This is a genomic window from Aquimarina rhodophyticola (genome assembly GCF_042434915.1).
In the GTDB taxonomy this organism is placed as follows: Bacteria; Bacteroidota; Bacteroidia; order Flavobacteriales; family Flavobacteriaceae; genus Aquimarina.
On record NZ_CP170198.1, the window covers coordinates 568,728 to 584,875 of the forward strand.

At 32.8% G+C, this 16,148-nt stretch carries 15 protein-coding genes; 11 read left to right on the forward strand and 4 right to left on the reverse strand.

The annotated features are described in order from the left end of the window. Positions 1–3: 3 nt before the first annotated feature. The 11 genes from ACE939_RS02550 (at position 4) to ACE939_RS02600 (ending at position 10,951) form a co-directional block, all read left to right on the forward strand. Entirely contained in the window at positions 4–795 is a 792-nt protein-coding gene (locus ACE939_RS02550; RefSeq protein WP_378187213.1) for an outer membrane protein assembly factor BamD, read from the forward strand. A 15-nt stretch (positions 796–810) separates the two neighbouring features. Continuing rightward, positions 811–1,143: a DNA-directed RNA polymerase subunit omega gene (locus tag ACE939_RS02555; protein ID WP_378187214.1), complete on the forward strand. Its 333-nt coding sequence runs from the start codon at positions 811–813 to the stop codon at positions 1,141–1,143. A gap of 2 nt (positions 1,144–1,145) precedes the next feature. After that, positions 1,146–2,357, forward strand: a complete 1,212-nt coding sequence (coaBC, locus tag ACE939_RS02560) for a bifunctional phosphopantothenoylcysteine decarboxylase/phosphopantothenate--cysteine ligase CoaBC (RefSeq protein ID WP_378187215.1) — start codon at positions 1,146–1,148, stop codon at positions 2,355–2,357. Positions 2,358–2,405: 48 nt separating this feature from the next. Beyond that, complete coding sequence (locus ACE939_RS02565; RefSeq protein WP_378187216.1) at positions 2,406–3,296, forward strand: DUF4835 family protein; 891 nt, start codon at positions 2,406–2,408, stop codon at positions 3,294–3,296. A 73-nt stretch (positions 3,297–3,369) separates the two neighbouring features. Continuing rightward, positions 3,370–5,028 carry a DNA repair protein RecN gene (gene recN, locus ACE939_RS02570; protein ID WP_378187217.1) on the forward strand — a complete coding sequence of 553 codons (1,659 nt, stop codon included), beginning with the start codon at positions 3,370–3,372 and terminating at the stop codon, positions 5,026–5,028. Between the two features lie 127 nt (positions 5,029–5,155). Continuing rightward, positions 5,156–5,974 (forward strand): enoyl-ACP reductase, encoded by an 819-nt coding sequence (locus ACE939_RS02575; protein WP_378187218.1) that lies wholly within the window; start codon positions 5,156–5,158, stop codon positions 5,972–5,974. 71 nt (positions 5,975–6,045) lie between these two features. Continuing rightward, a complete protein-coding gene (locus ACE939_RS02580) occupies positions 6,046–7,044 on the forward strand; it encodes a glycosyltransferase (protein WP_378187219.1) in 999 nt (332 codons plus the stop codon). A 10-nt stretch (positions 7,045–7,054) separates the two neighbouring features. Then, positions 7,055–8,005: a CdaR family protein gene (locus ACE939_RS02585; protein WP_378187220.1), complete on the forward strand. Its 951-nt coding sequence runs from the start codon at positions 7,055–7,057 to the stop codon at positions 8,003–8,005. Continuing rightward, positions 8,002–8,580, forward strand: a complete 579-nt coding sequence (gene coaE / locus ACE939_RS02590; protein ID WP_378187221.1) for a dephospho-CoA kinase — start codon at positions 8,002–8,004, stop codon at positions 8,578–8,580. Before ACE939_RS02585 ends, coaE begins: the two co-directional genes overlap by 4 nt. Positions 8,581–8,664: 84 nt before the next feature. Beyond that, positions 8,665–10,233 carry a sensor histidine kinase gene (locus ACE939_RS02595; protein WP_378187222.1) on the forward strand — a complete coding sequence of 523 codons (1,569 nt, stop codon included), beginning with the start codon at positions 8,665–8,667 and terminating at the stop codon, positions 10,231–10,233. Positions 10,234–10,237: 4 nt separating this feature from the next. Then, complete coding sequence (locus ACE939_RS02600) at positions 10,238–10,951, forward strand: response regulator transcription factor (protein ID WP_148783138.1); 714 nt, start codon at positions 10,238–10,240, stop codon at positions 10,949–10,951. A gap of 49 nt (positions 10,952–11,000) precedes the next feature. Here the strand turns inward: ACE939_RS02600 and miaA are convergent, their stop codons facing one another. Genes miaA through ACE939_RS02620 form a run of 4 tightly spaced genes read right to left on the reverse strand, consistent with a single transcriptional unit; the run spans position 11,001 to position 16,107 of the window. Beyond that, entirely contained in the window at positions 11,001–11,951 is a 951-nt protein-coding gene (miaA, locus tag ACE939_RS02605; RefSeq protein ID WP_378187223.1) for a tRNA (adenosine(37)-N6)-dimethylallyltransferase MiaA, read from the reverse strand. After that, positions 11,905–12,741, reverse strand: a complete 837-nt coding sequence (locus tag ACE939_RS02610) for an ion transporter (protein WP_378187224.1) — start codon at positions 12,739–12,741, stop codon at positions 11,905–11,907. The genes miaA and ACE939_RS02610 overlap by 47 nt, the downstream gene beginning before the upstream one ends. A gap of 29 nt (positions 12,742–12,770) precedes the next feature. After that, on the reverse strand, positions 12,771–14,741 hold the full coding sequence (locus tag ACE939_RS02615; protein WP_378187225.1) for a hypothetical protein: 1,971 nt from the start codon (positions 14,739–14,741) through the stop codon (positions 12,771–12,773). Continuing rightward, positions 14,734–16,107 carry an exonuclease domain-containing protein gene (locus tag ACE939_RS02620; protein ID WP_378187226.1) on the reverse strand — a complete coding sequence of 458 codons (1,374 nt, stop codon included), beginning with the start codon at positions 16,105–16,107 and terminating at the stop codon, positions 14,734–14,736. Before ACE939_RS02620 ends, ACE939_RS02615 begins: the two co-directional genes overlap by 8 nt. Between the last annotated feature and the right edge of the window lie 41 nt (positions 16,108–16,148).

Below are 16,148 nucleotides of genomic sequence, written 5' to 3' on the forward strand. Positions count from 1 at the left end.
AAAATGAAGAAAGTAGTAGTAGTACTTATCAGTATAGTTACCCTAGCCTCTTGCAGTGAGTATCAAAAAATTCTCAAGAGTGAAGATGCTAGCGTTAAATATGCGATGGCTGAAAAACTATATAAAGAGGAGAAGTATAAAAAGGCATTGCGTCTTTTTGAACAAATTGTTCCGCAATATAGAGGTAAGCCACAAGCAGAACGTGTAATGTACTACTATGCTGATACTTATTATCAATTAGAAGATCACTATTTATCAGGGTATCAGTTTGAACGTTTCGTTAAATCGTATCCTAAAAGTGATAAAAGTGAAGAAGCTGCATTTAAAAGTGCTAAGAGTTATTATTTTTTATCGCCACGTTTCACATTAGATCAGGCAGATACAGATAAGGCTATAGAGAAGCTACAGTTATATATAAATGATTATGATGAAGGAACCTATTTGGAAGAGGCAAATGCGATGGTAACTGAATTACGCGTAAAAAAGGAGAAAAAAGCATACGAGATAGCTAAAAATTATCATCACAGAGAAGATTATAAAGTAGCGATCGCTTCTTTTAATAACTTTTTGGTAGACTACCCAGGATCACCTTTTAGAGAAAGTGTACTTTATTATAAGTTAGAATCGCAATATCTATTAGCCATTGGAAGTTATCAAAGTTTAGTCGCCGAGCGTCTCAAGGAAGCTAAAGGATACTATACTACGTATAAAAAATATTATAAGACTGGAGAATACAATCAGCAAGCAGAAGATATAGCACAAGATATTACATCAAGATTAGAAGAGTTTAAATAGAAAATTTAGGAGAAGATGGATTTAAAAAAAAGTAATGCGCCTGTAAATACCACTACAATTGATAAAAATTTAATAGATAAGCCTACAGATAATATCTATGAAGCTATTTCTATTATTTCAAAAAGAGCTAATCAGATTAATACTGATATTAAAAAAGAGCTTTTAGAGAAGTTAGACGAGTTCGCAACGTACAACGATAGTTTAGAAGAAGTTTTTGAAAATAAAGAGCAGATCGAAGTATCGAAATTTTATGAGCGTTTGCCTAAGCCACATTCATTAGCTGCTCAAGAATGGTTAGATGACAAAATCTACTACAGAAATACAAAAACGGACTCAGATACTTTATAAAAATGTCTATTATAAGCGGCAAAAAAATTCTTTTGGGCATTACTGCCGGTATTGCCGCTTATAAAACTGCTTCCTTAGTTAGGGGGTTTATTAAGGCGGGAGCTCAGGTAAAAGTAATAATGACACCTGCAGCTAAGGATTTTATAACACCTCTTACCTTATCTACCTTATCAAAGAATCCAGTATATTCTTCTTTTTATAATGAACAAGAGGAAAATGCTGTTTGGAATAATCATGTAGATTTGGGGTTATGGGCAGATTTAATGCTAATTGCACCAGCAACTGCCAATACGTTATCAAAAATGGTATCTGGTACCAGCGACAATCTCTTAATTGCTACTTATTTATCTGCAAAATGCCCAGTATATTTTGCACCAGCCATGGATTTAGATATGTATCACCATCCATCCACTCATAAAACATTTGCTACGCTTCAAAAGTATGGTAATATTATGATTCCGGCAGAGTCGGGAGAGTTAGCTAGTGGTTTAATTGGAGAAGGGAGAATGGCCGAACCAGAGCACATTATAACATTTATAGAGGAGCATATCCTCGAAAAATTACCTCTTAAAAATAAAAAAATACTGATAACAGCGGGTCCTACCTACGAAGCTATAGATCCTGTGCGCTTTATAGGTAATCATTCGAGTGGGCGAATGGGTGTCGAGCTTGCAAAAATGGCAGCAAGTTTGGGGGCTCAAGTAGTGTGTGTGTTGGGTCCATCATCAATTAAGCTCGTACATAAGCATATCACTGTTTTAAACGTCGTTAGCGCATCTCAAATGTTTGATGCTGTAAAATCTCATTTTCCATCATGTGATATAGCTATTGCAGCGGCAGCGGTTGCAGATTATCGTCCCAAAATAAGTTATGACCAAAAGCTTAAAAAGAAAGAAGGGGACTTGCATATAGCGTTAGAAAGAACTGTAGATATTCTCAAATGGATGGGTGCTCATAAAAAACAACAATGTTTAGTCGGATTTGCACTAGAGACAGAAAATGAAATTGCTAATGCAAAACAAAAGCTTATAAATAAAAATCTTGATTTAATAGTACTTAATTCTTTGAATGACACAGGAGCAGGCTTTAAAAATGAAACAAATAAAATAACGTTGATTGATCATAAACAAAGAATTAAAACGTTTGATTTAAAAAGTAAGACAATGGTTGCTCATGATATTTTTGAAAAGATTATTTCTTTGTTGAGTGTTTAATTGTCTACATTTGATTGTTTAGATTAAAATGATATTGACTTAGATACTATGTATAAATATTATATTTTATTATTGTTGTTAGTTGTTGGTACATCTGTTAACGCGCAAGAATTTAACGCGCGGGTCGTTGTTAATGCCGAACAAACTGGGCAACCTAATTTACAGGTTTTTAAAACCCTCGAACGTGCACTAGTAGAATTTATAAATACTACAAAATGGACAGATATTGATTATCGTAATGAGGAGCGCATCAATTGTAGTTTTGTGATCAATATCAATGCATATAATAATGATACTTTTTCTGCCACTTTACAAGTTCAGGCATCACGCCCAATATTTGGTTCAAATTATAATAGTACTACATTTAATACTATAGATAAGCAATTTACATTTAGTTATGTCGAATTTCAGCCATTAAATTATAACGCCAATAGCTTTCAATCCAACCTTATTTCGGTAACCGCCTTTTATTTATACACTATTTTAGGAATCGATGCAGATACTTTTGAGTTAAATGGCGGAACTAAATATTATCAAGAAGCAAAGAATATTGTAGGGAATGCCCAAACCAGTAATTCCTTAGGGTGGAACTTGCAGGATGGGACACAAACACGTTTTAAACTTAATGATGATCTACTATCGGGAACCTTTGATGGATATAGAGAAACGCTTTATACATATCATAGACAGGGTTTAGATTTAATGCATAAAGAGCTTAAAACTGGTAAGTTGACTATAGTTGAGTCTCTTACTACGTTGAAAGAAATGAATGACAGACGTCCAAACTCTTATTTGATGCGTATTTTCTTTGACTCCAAAGCCGATGAAATCTCAAGTATATTATCAGGAGGTCCTTCAGTTAATATAGCAGAAGCAGTTGGTGTTTTGAATAGAATAGCGCCAACATATTCTAAGAATTGGTCTGCAATAAAATTTTAGAAAATGTTCTAATATTTTTTTTTTAAAAGTGTGGTATCTTTACTCATACTATTAACCTTAATATCTGTCGCATTTGCTACAAAGTTTATCAATACAGAATTATGCCCTAATCGATCAACTACAAGTTTCTTTTGACGCTGGGTACATTATAATAACGGGAGAAACAGGGGCTGGGAAATCTCTTTTATTAGGAGCGTTAGGTCTTCTTTTGGGAAAAAGAGCTGATCTTACTAGCATAAAAGACAATACTTCGAAGTGTATTATAGAAGGTGTTTTTTCTATAGCAGAGTATGATTTAGAAAATGTTTTTAAAGAGGAAGATTTAGATTATGAAAATGAAACTATAATTCGCCGAGAAATTCTTCCGTCAGGAAAATCAAGAGCTTTTATCAATGATACTCCTGTCACTTTAAGTGCATTACATGCGGTAGGCGTGCATCTAATCGATATACACAGTCAACATCAAACATTAGAGGTTACTTCTAATGATTTTCAATTTGAAGTATTAGATGCGTTAGCTGGAACTAGTAGAGAAATTGATTCTTTTAAAAGAGGATTACAACTTCTAAAAGCAAAAGAAAAAGAGGTAAACGCACTTATTGCTAATCAAGATGAATTAACCAAGGCTTATGAATATAATTCTTTCTTATTTAAAGAATTAGATGATGCAAAACTAAAAATCGATGAACTTCCCGAATTAGAAGCAGATTATGAAACCCTTAATAATATTGAGGATATTCAAGACAGGCTTTCGTCATCCATAAATATTATTGGTGCCGAGGAACTAGGCGTGTCAGATCAAATACGATCTGTCAAATTAAATTTGCAAAAGATAGAGAGCTATACGAGCACTTATAAAGATTTATCTGGACGAGTAGAAAGCATAGCTATAGAAATCGAAGATATTTTAGCCTCTCTAGAAAATGAATTGGACAGGTTAGAAGCAGATCCGTCTCGTCTATTAGCAGTAAGTCAGCGACTTCAGTTAATACATGATCTTCAAACCAAACACTCGGTAACTAGTGTTCAAGAGTTGGTAGAGGTGCGTGACACCTTAGACGAACAAGTTGCAAAAACTGACTCTTTAAATGATGATATTAAAAAATTACAATCTGAGATAGTAGATATACAAAAACAACTGGATCAGGTCGCTGCAAAGATTCATTCAAAGCGAACTGAAGCATTACCTAAATTAGTAAAAGAATTAGAGTTGATTCTTAAATCTTTAGGGATGGATAATGCTACTTTTAAGGCAGAGGTAATTCTTGGGGATACCTATTATAATAATGGTAAAGATGAATTAAATTTCTTATTCTCGGCTAATAAAGGCGGTACCTATGGACTACTTAAAAAAGTAGCTTCGGGTGGAGAGCTATCAAGAATTATGTTGAGTATAAAAGTGATTTTATCACGATATAGCAAGCTTCCTACTATAATTTTTGACGAGATTGATACAGGGGTGTCTGGAGAAGTGGCTCATAAAATGGCCGACTTAATGAAGACTATGAGTAAAAATCTTCAAGTTATAAGTATCACTCATCTACCACAAATCGCAGCTAAAGGTGAGCAGCATTATAAAGTTTTTAAAGAGGATTTGGATGCTAGTACTGTTACCCGTCTAAAGTTACTGAGTCCAAATGAGCGAGTGAATGAAATTGCAGAGATGATTGGTGGTAAGGATATATCAGAATCAGCCTTAACGCATGCACGTTCACTTTTGAATATAGTATAATTTCAAAATTTTGAAATAACACATATGGAAAAATACAAAATTGCAGTAAAATAATACCATAACGATAACGGTTAACTGGGTTTTGTTATCTTTACCACTCAAAGAACATATTTTAATTTATTATTAAATGTCACACAACTTATTAAAAGGTAAACGAGGAATAATTTTTGGTGCATTAGATGAAAATTCTATTGCTTGGAAAACAGCAGAGAGAGCTCACGAAGAAGGGGCTACTTTTGTGCTAACGAATGCGCCTGTAGCTATGCGTATGGGTGCTATTAATCAACTTGCAGAGAAAACTAATTCTCAAATTATTCCAGCAGATGCCACATCTCTAGAAGATTTGGAAAATCTAATCGAAAAATCTGTTGAAATTCTCGGAGGAAAACTAGATTTTGTTTTACACTCTATAGGTATGTCAGTTAATGTAAGAAAAGGCCGTCACTATACAGATCTTAATTACGATTGGAGTCAGAAAGGATGGGATGTATCAGCACTTTCTTTTCACAAGACTATGCAAACCTTGTATAAAAAAGATGCTATGACCGAATGGGGTAGTATAGTAGCTTTAACCTACATGGCAGCTCAACGTGTGTTCCCAGATTACAATGATATGGCAGATAATAAAGCATATTTAGAATCCATAGCAAGAAGTTTTGGTTATTTCTTTGGTAGAGATAAAAAAGTTCGTGTAAATACAATATCTCAATCTCCTACAGCAACTACTGCAGGTAAGGGGGTTAAAGGTTTTGATGGATTTATCGAATACGCAGATAAGATGTCTCCACTAGGAAATGCTACAGCATTAGAATGTGCAGACTATACCATTACATTATTTTCTGATCTTACAAAAAAAGTGACTCTTCAAAACCTGTTTCATGATGGAGGTTTTTCAAATGTGGGAGTTAGTGAACTTGTGATGCAGAAATTTACAGAAGAAAATTAGAATAAGATTCAATATTTTTATAAATCCCATGCAAGCTATCTTGATGGGATTTTTTATTTATAATGTAACAAATGATAAAGTACTCTTTTATTATTCCTGTCTACAATCGTCCTCAGGAAATTTTGGAATTACTGGAGAGTATGGTTACTCTGGCTTATGACAAACCATTTGAGATTGTAATTATAGAGGATGGATCAACAGAAGATTCAAAAAAATGTGTTGCATATTTTCGAGAGCAATTAAACATTAGTTATTATCAAAAACAGAATACTGGACCTGGGGATTCAAGAAACTATGGTATGAAGCGAGCCAAAGGTGAATACTTTATAATTCTTGATAGTGATGTTATTCTGCCTAATAACTATTTAAATGCTGTAGATCAATATCTCTCACGTACTTTTGTGCATTGTTTTGGCGGGCCAGATGATGCACATACCAAGTTTTCAAATTTACAAAAGGCTATTAGTTTTAGTATGACTTCCTACTTAACTACTGGAGGTATTCGCGGTAAACGTGGTGCTATTGATAAGTTTCAGCCACGTAGTTTTAATATGGGATTATCAAAAGAGGCTTTTAACGCAACAGGAGGTTTTGGAGACATACATCCTGGTGAAGATCCTGATCTAACTATTAGATTATGGAATTTAGGGTTTGAAACAGCGTTGATTGAAGAAGCAAAGGTTTTTCATAAGCGTCGCATTTCATGGCGCAAATTTTATATTCAGGTAAACAAGTTTGGTTTGGTGAGACCTATACTTAATTCATGGCATCCTAAAACAGCCAAGCTTACGTATTGGTTTCCTTCAGTCTTTATAATAGGTATGATAGCTTCAATAGTATTAGCCTTTTTTGCGATTTGGTTACCGTTGATTGTATTAAGCATGTATTTCTTGGTTCTATTTATAAGTGCGGTATTTGCATACTCAAGTATTGCAATAGCAAGTATGTCAATGCTAGCGGTCTTTATCCAATTTTATGGCTACGGTAGTGGATTCTTAAAATCTTATTATTATATTCATCTGTTGAAGAGAAATCCAAAAAAACAATTTAAGAAGCTGTTCTTTAGATAAAAATTAAAGTATGAATAGATTTTCATTTAAAAGAAATAATGTAAAAGTTTTTTTGTTCTTTTTGGTTTCCACGTCAATCCTCTGGTTGTTTATACAGTTTTCAAAAAATTATACGCGAACTTTGGAGACTAACATTGTTTTTATCAATATCCCAGAAGGGAAAGTCTTAGACCCTTCTAATGACACTAAGTTAATAGTTACTTTGGGGGGAAATGGTTTTCGATTGATCGCCCACAGTTGGAGAACTCCTGAGCTCACATTTGATTTTGAAAAAAGTGTGAAAAAAGATTCTAATAAGTATGTTTTTGCCTTAGACAAAAAAGGTGATTTTATTAAACGTAAGTTAGACTTTAAAGGCAATGTGATTGCTTTTGAGAAGGATACACTCGTTTTAAAATTGAATACGATATTAGAAAAAAAAGTACCAGTAAAAACAAATATCACATTTCAATATGCCGCAGGATATGGTAGTAGTGAAGGTTTAAAAATAGAGCCAGATTCAAGTACGATACGGGGGGTAAAAAAAGTCTTAGACTCGATTAAGTATGTTGAAACTTCTGCCATTGAGGTGGATGGACTTAAGTCTAACTGGGAAGAAAAAGTATCAATAAAAATGGATAGCTTACAAGGTGTGCTTACTATTGATCCACCATATGTAAGTGCTATGGTATCGGTTAGTAAATTTACAGAAGGTAGTCAAATTGTACCTGTAGTTCTAGAAAATGTGCCAGACAAAGAAGAAATCAAAATTTTTCCGAAGGAGGTTAAAATAGTCTATAGGGTGGGATTGGATAAGTATGACGAAATCTCAGAACGTGATTTTAAAGTAGTAGCTAATTATGAGGAAGCAACCGAAGACAATGCCTTTCTTTTATTAAAATTGGAGAAATACCCAGAAAAGATACACGATGTTCGCTTACAGGAAAAGCAAATTCAATTTGTAATAGTAAATAAGAAATGAAGATTGTTGGGTTAACAGGAGGTATAGGGAGTGGTAAGTCTACGGTAGCTAAGATGTTTGAAAATCTTGGTGTACCTGTTTATATTGCAGATATTGAAGCAAAAAAAATAATGCACAAAGATGCTTCAGTCAAACATCAGGTAATAAGTCTATTAGGTGTAAATGCTTATCTGGATGATTCTTTAAATACAGGGTATATAGCAAGTAAAGTTTTTGAGAATAAAGAATTATTGACAAAATTAAACGCTATAGTTCATCCTGCGGTAGCTCTAGATTTTGAAAACTGGAAAAAGAAACAAAAAACAAATTATATTATTAAAGAAGTAGCGATTTTGTTTGAAAAAGGTGCACAAAAAGATTGTGACTATACAATTTTAGTAACAGCTCCCAAAAAGCTTCGTATTCAGCGTATTTTAGATCGAGATAGAACTACTGTTGAGGAAATAGAGCAACGTATGAATAATCAATGGGAAGATAGTAAGAAAATCCCGCTTGCCGATTTTATCATTACTAATGTAGCCCTTAAAGAAGTCGAAAAACAGGTACTAGAACTCCATCAAAAGTTCATGTTGTGAGCCTATTACATTGGGTTACATCCATTTTGTTAACATTTGGTTAAACCGTAAAGTAGGTAAATGTTAAAGTCTTACTTTTGGTCTATGAATAAAAGGATATTCGTATTGCTAATAATCCTAATGAGCCTATCATTAATAGGGATTATCTTTGTTCAGGGGTATTGGATAAACAATACGGTAGTTAATAATGAAGAACAGTTTTCGTTTAATGCAAAGCAGGTACTTATTACGGTGTCTAACAAAATTCAGTATAACGAATTTGAAGAAATATACTACCCTTTAAAAGAAATTCTAGATAGTATTGAAGAACCAGATGATAAAACCATACGGCAACTTCTGAATATAAGTATTGATAAGCGTACTAATAGAACGTTTTCATATAACAATGGCGCCTTGGAGGATGATTATAAACTTTTCTCATCTTTTATTAATTTTGATATTGATACCATTAAGTTAAAGGATATTTTAAACCGAACAGCAGATATTGTTTCTGAAGAAGGAAAAGAAGAGAGGTCTATAAAGAAATCTAAATTAAAAATGCAACGCATTAAAAGTCTTACCGACTTGCAACGCATGGATTATGAAATTGTAGTAAATGATATAGCTAGTTACATACCGATACATCGTAGAGTTAAAAATGAAGAAATACACTCGATGATAAGACGAGAACTAGAAGAGCGAGATATTAAAGTAGATTTTGAGTACGCTATTTATAGTAATTCATTGGCAACAAAGGTGAGGTCAGATGATTTTAGCTTAGATTACGCAAATACTTACGCAGTTCCTTTGTTTGTAAATCAAGATGGAGAAAGTAAATACCAGTTGTATGTGAAATTTACCGATAAAAAACAATATGTACTTTCGTCGATACGAAGTATGGCGTTGCTTTCTATTGTCTTTACATTGATCATAGTGATAGCATATTCTAGTGCCTTATCACAATTGATGCAACAACGTCAGATATCTCAAATTAAGACGGATTTTATTAACAATATGACGCATGAACTCAAAACGCCAATTGCAACTATAAACTTAGCTTTGGATTCTATAAAAAATCCAAAGATTGGTAATGATCCTGATAAGGTGAAGCGTTATATGAATATGATTCGTGAAGAAAATAAACGTATGCATGCGCAGGTAGAAAATGTTCTTCGCATTTCTCAATTGGAAAAAAATGAATTAAACATACCCAAGGAGCGGGTAAAGCTGCATGACTTAATCGAGGATGCAATTACACATGTATCTCTTTTAGTAGAAGATAGTGGTGGTTATATCAAAACTCATCTAGGTGCATTAAAATCATCTGTTTTGGCCAATGACAATCATTTTACCAATGTTCTGGTCAATATTCTAGATAATGCAGTTAAGTATTCTGAGAGCGCTCCAAAAATTGATGTCTATACAGAAAATGCTAAGAACAGTATTATTGTAAAAATAAGAGATCAAGGAATTGGTATGAGCAAAATAGCTCAAAAAAAAATATTTGAAAAGTTTTTTAGAGAACACACGGGAGATCTTCATAATGTCAAAGGACATGGATTAGGTCTTACGTATGTAAAAAGAGTTGTTGATGACCATCATGGTCAAATATGGGTGGAGAGTGAAAAAGGAAAAGGCTCCACTTTTATAATTAAATTACCGTTAATATCTTAAAAATATGGAAACAGAAAACAAAAAAATTTTATTAGTAGAAGATGATCCAAATTTTGGAACAGTACTAAAGGATTATCTTATTATGAATGATTACGATGTGGTTCATGCTAAAAATGGTATGGAAGGCTTTGAAAAGTTCAAAAAGGATGATTATGACATGTGTATTCTTGATGTAATGATGCCTTATAAAGATGGATTTACTTTAGCAAAAGAAATAAGAGATAAAAATGAAGAAATTCCGATTATCTTTTTGACTGCCAAAGCTATGAAAGAAGATGTCTTAAAAGGATATAAAGTAGGGGCAGACGACTATCTTAACAAACCCTTTGATAGCGAAGTGTTGTTAATGAAAATTCAAGCTATCATGCAACGCAAAAGCACCGAATCAATTGCTGATAGTAAGCAATTTGAGTTCAATGTAGGAGGTTTTCATTTAAACTCTAAATTAAGATTCTTGACCTATAAGGATGAAGAAGCAATCAAATTATCACCCAAAGAGAATGAACTTTTGCGTTTACTGGCACTACACCTTAATGATTTAATGCCACGAGAATTAGCACTGACCAAGATTTGGAGAGATGATAACTATTTTACGTCTAGAAGTATGGATGTTTATATAGCAAAATTGAGAAAATACCTTAAAAAAGATGACAATGTGGAAATTTTGAATATCCACGGTGAAGGGTTTAGACTTGTTGTAAGAAACGAAGAAGCCTAGTAAAGTTTTAACGGTAATCTTTCCAGAAAAAAACTCGCTGTTTTATTAATTATTTTTGCAGCGAGTTTTTTTCAATGAAAGATAGAATTTCTTTGCGATCAGTCTCAATTGAAAACCATGTGATTTCTTTATCCTTGGTAAACCAAGTCAACTGACGTTTTGCAAACCTTCTCGTATTTTTTTTTATCTCGCTGATAGCTGTTTCTAAGTTATACTGTTTATCTAGGTAGGCAAATATTTCTTTATAGCCTACTGTATTTAATCCATTAAGATGTTTAAAAGGATATAATATTGAAGCCTCGGTTCTAAGCCCATCTTTCATCATTTGATCAACTCTACGATTTATTCTATCATAAATTATAGATCTATCTGCAGATAGACCTATTTTAATAATGTTAAAAGGGCGTTGTTTTTTCTTTTTATTTAAGAAAGAGGAATATGGTTGTCCACTACTTAAACTAACCTCTATTGCACGCATTACGCGATGCGTATTAGATAGATCAACTTTGTGGTAATACTCGGGATCTAGAGATTGTAATGATTTTTGTAACCCTTCAATTCCCTTATTTTGATATAGTTGTTGTACGGTGCGCTTGGTATTTTGATCAACCTCGGGAAACTCATCTAATCCATTGATAATAGCATTTACATATAGACCAGAACCTCCTACAAGAACGACTGTATTATTAAACTCAAAAAGCTTATCAATGACTTGCATAGCATCTTTTTCAAAATCTCCAACAGTATATGTAGTTTGTATGCTACGATGTTGAATAAAATGATGTGGAGCGGCTTTCAGTTCGTCAGGAGTTGGGACTGCAGTTCCTATTTTCATTTCTTTAAAAAACTGTCTACTATCGGCAGATATAATTTCACACTTAAAATGTTGTGCTACGGCTACCGCTAAACTGGTTTTCCCTATGGCAGTAGCTCCAACGATTACAATTAAATTTTTATTCATTAAATAAGGTGTATCCGCAATTATGACAATATTTTGCATCGTTTTGATGCTTTCCTTCATTACAATTAGAACAAACTTGCGTATTTACCCGAATTGGAGCTGTATTTTTGTTTGCTGCATATTCTGCGCTAACAATTCCGGTAGGAACCGCAATGATCCCATATCCCAAAATCATGATTATAGCAGCTAGTAGTTGTCCCAAAGGGGTTACTGGAGCAATATCACCAAAACCAACAGTTGTAAGAGTTACAATACACCAGTATACACTAACAGGTATGCTCTTAAAACCACTAGCCTCTCCCTCAACGATGTACATAAGGGTTCCCATGATAATACATAAAACTAACACAGCGAATAAGAACACCAAAATTTTTGGACGGCTGTCTTTTAATGCTTTGGTCAACTTATTAGCTTCTCCGATATATCTAGTGATTTTTAAAATTCTAAAAACTCTAAGTAAGCGCAAGGCTCGAACCGTTAGTAGAGCATTCGATCCAACAATAAAAAAGGATAAATATAGCGGTAATGTTGATAATAAATCAATAATTCCATAAAAGCTAAAAATGTAAGAGGATGCCTTTTTTATAGAAATTACGCGAGCAATATATTCAATAGTAAAAAAAATAGTAATAACCCATTCAGCATAGTACAAAAATTCGTAAACGTTGGCAGTAAGTCCTTTTACACTCTCCATCATTACAAAAATTATGCTCAATATAATTAAGACTAAAAGAACAACATCAAATAATTTACCCGCAGGAGTATCCGCTTCATAAATCACTTCATGAATTTTTTCTCTCCAGTTTTTTTTTATGACATTTTCGTTCACGGCTTAGTTTTAAATAAAAGTAAATAAAATTAACTTTCTTTACTAACAGTAATGAAAGTGTTATTTTCTATATTCACAACTAATTCAAAAAACTTCTTAAGTATAGGATAGTATTCTGTAGGATAATATGAAGAATTAAAATTAATTCTATAGGAGATTATAAGTTGTTTGCCTTGCTTTTTGTAACTGACACCAACTTTTCCTAAGTCATTTGGGATAGAGTAATATGAGTTTTTTGGAGTGTCAATGTATTGATAATTTTCTGGGATTTTAAGGGAAACCGAATAAGTATATGTATCTTTAAATCCGAAATCCACAGGAAAGTTTCTTTCGGTTAGCTTAAAAGGATTTTCCTGAAAAAAAGGTTTTGTAAAGGGTTTTATATAAATTAAACCATCTATTTCTTCTGCCAATCTTTCGAATGAAAACTCTTCTTCAAAGGGTTTTTCTGAGTTTCTTTCATTTTTTAGTTTAAAATCATATATAGTTAAATCATTATTCTGCATTCTTATTTGTTCTGCAAACGCGTCTTTACCAATTTGATGTATTTTTTTTCTTTTATAAAAACCTGGATATCCTAGATAAGTATATTTAGCAACACCCGTCAAGCTCAATTCATTGTCTAGTTTGATTTCTTCTCTATAAAAATGTAAAGAGCGTTGAGTAGGTTTTAAATCCACCCAAGAACTACCATTTTTAAAGTCCAAAAGCCTGCCATATTGATTCAAACATCTATATGGAATTTCTCCAAATGCTAAAGCCTTCTCTGTTCCATCTAATAAAAAGGTTTGGTCATCAACAGATAGTTGTACGATGATATAGTTAAAATCGGTTAATATTGGATAATTTTTTGTCGCATAACCATTCTCTCTTGTAGATAATAAAATAGAATTGACTTTGAAGCCTTGTTGTTTAAGAGCATTATGGAGCAGAATATTAATACCTGCTACGTTTCCAGTTTTAGTCTCCATAACTTCCTTTATATTACCGTCTCTAAAAATTTCAAATTTATTGTTCCATATATAGTTTTCTGTAAAATACTCATATAGTTTTTTAGCTTTTGAAAGATTATTAGGAAGGATCTGTAGCGAATCTGGAAAAATATCTTTGGTTGTATTAATCTTCTTTAATTGAAGCCCTATTGTTCGTTCTTTTTGTAATTGCCTATCAACATTTTTCCATGTTTCACTAAACTTCTTGACGGTACCATCAAAACCTTTGAACACCTTTAGTTCATATTTGATACGAGAGAAATAATTTTTTTTTGCAGTCATATACTTCTCTGTTTTAAAAGCAGGTATATTTCTCATGACATAGGTGTTATGTAGACAATCGGAAGCTCCTCCCATACCAACCTCAAGACAATTTTTTATTATGGAAGATTCATTAGTTTCTAACTTTAAGGTACCTATTAATCCTATATTATAGTGGTAATTACCAGGAAGGTCGGATACATACTCACTATACATTTTTGGAATAGAATCCTGAAAATCCCAACCGTTAAAATTAAATATAAATGGAGATTCAATTTGATATTTATAAGTTACTACAGATCCTGACTTCACCTGTGGGAAAGTGAATTTAATAATAGTATAATTTTCACTATAAATTTCTTCAAAAATTTGATCTTCTTGGACACTGATTTTGATCAATTTACCGTTCTCAACATTATGTGTGTAGGCTACTAAATTTCTGTAAAGTTCTTTTTTTCCTTTATTTCTGTACAGAACAATTTCTATGGTTGAATGCTCAAACCCTTGCTCATTCAAAATTTTAATTTTAGCCTCATAGTCTGTTAATAGGTTGTAATTGTTGCCATTTTCTATTCGGCTATATCCTTTTTCATAAATATAAAAAGCATTTGCTGTACTGTCTTTGCTATAAGTAGTATTGTGTAAATCTGAATTACTAACAAGAATATTTCTATAATTGTATGTTTCTTGAGAAAGAAGAGAAGAACTTACAATAAGTAATAGTAAGAAAGGAATAGTTTTAGACATTATAGGTTGGTTTTATAATCTTTAATCGTTTATGTTTTCGCATATAACTTTGAATGATATGCTGCATATTCTGATCATGTGGTATAGGTGTGATTAAGGTTTTTAGAATATCAATATTATGGACTTGATGATTCAAATTAAAAAAGCCTACACCCTTAAGTTTTCCGTTTTCTATCAAAATGGCGCTTTGTTCGTCAATCGTGCGTCCACGATCAATAATTATCATATTGCTGGACGCAAAAGAATGTTGCGCGATAAGCTTTTTAGCTCTTTGATTGTAGACTTCTGGATTCTCTTTGGCTATACATGCTCCTAAACACTTGTCATTATCAAAATATGAACAGGATTCTTTTCCTTTTTCTAAACCCATATATCGTGCACATAACTCAAATTCTTCTGTCCATCGACGCATATAAGACGTTGCTTGTTGTCTGTTTGTAAAAGTTGTAATGGCTTCCTTTTCCTTTATTAACGGGTTCATTGTTAAACTAATGTAACCATTTTGATCTGCCAATTGATATAAGCCATGGTCAAATTTTGGTTTGCGTGTAAATCTGTTGTAAATAGGTTTGAGAGTTTTTATTTCCTGTGCCTCTTTAAGCAATGCTATCAATTCACTACCAGTTATTTCAAACGTAACATGCTCAACTTCATCTTGTATTTTTTTGGATTTTTTATTTTCTCCAGTAAAATGCTGATTAAGTCTATTTTTTAGATTTTTACTTTTTCCAATATAAATAATACTTCCAGCTTTATTATGTATGTAATAAACACCGGTAGTAGCGGGAATACCATTTAAAATTTCTAGAAGTTTTCCACCTACTTGTTTTTTTGTTTCTGTTCGTATAGCTTCTGTAATGATCGTTTTTTCTATATCTTTTGCCAGTAATAGTTTGAAAAGTTTAATAGTAGCCAGCGCATCACCATTAGCTCGATGACGATCGGACAAAGGGATCCCTAAGCTACGCACTAATTTACCTAAACTGTAAGAGGGTTGATCGGGTATTAGTTCTTGACTTAGCTCAACTGTGCATAGGGACTTACGCTCATATTCAAAACCTAATCTTCCAAATTCTGTACGTAAGATACGATAGTCAAAACTCGCATTATGTGCTACCAAAATACAATCTTGAGTAATTTCCACTATTCGTTTAGCAATTTCATAAAATTTTGGAGCATTACGTAACATTTCATTATTAATCCCAGTGAGATTTACTACAAACGGTTGTATTTCCTTTTCAGGGTTAATTAATGATATAAATTGATCAACTACTTCTTGTCCATCAAATTTATAGATAGCAATTTCTGTAATTCCTTCTTCATTATATTTTCCTCCAGTAGTTTCTATATCTAAGATTGCGTACATATAAAGCTTAAAAAGGAGTTTTGATAGGTATGTTAGCTCCC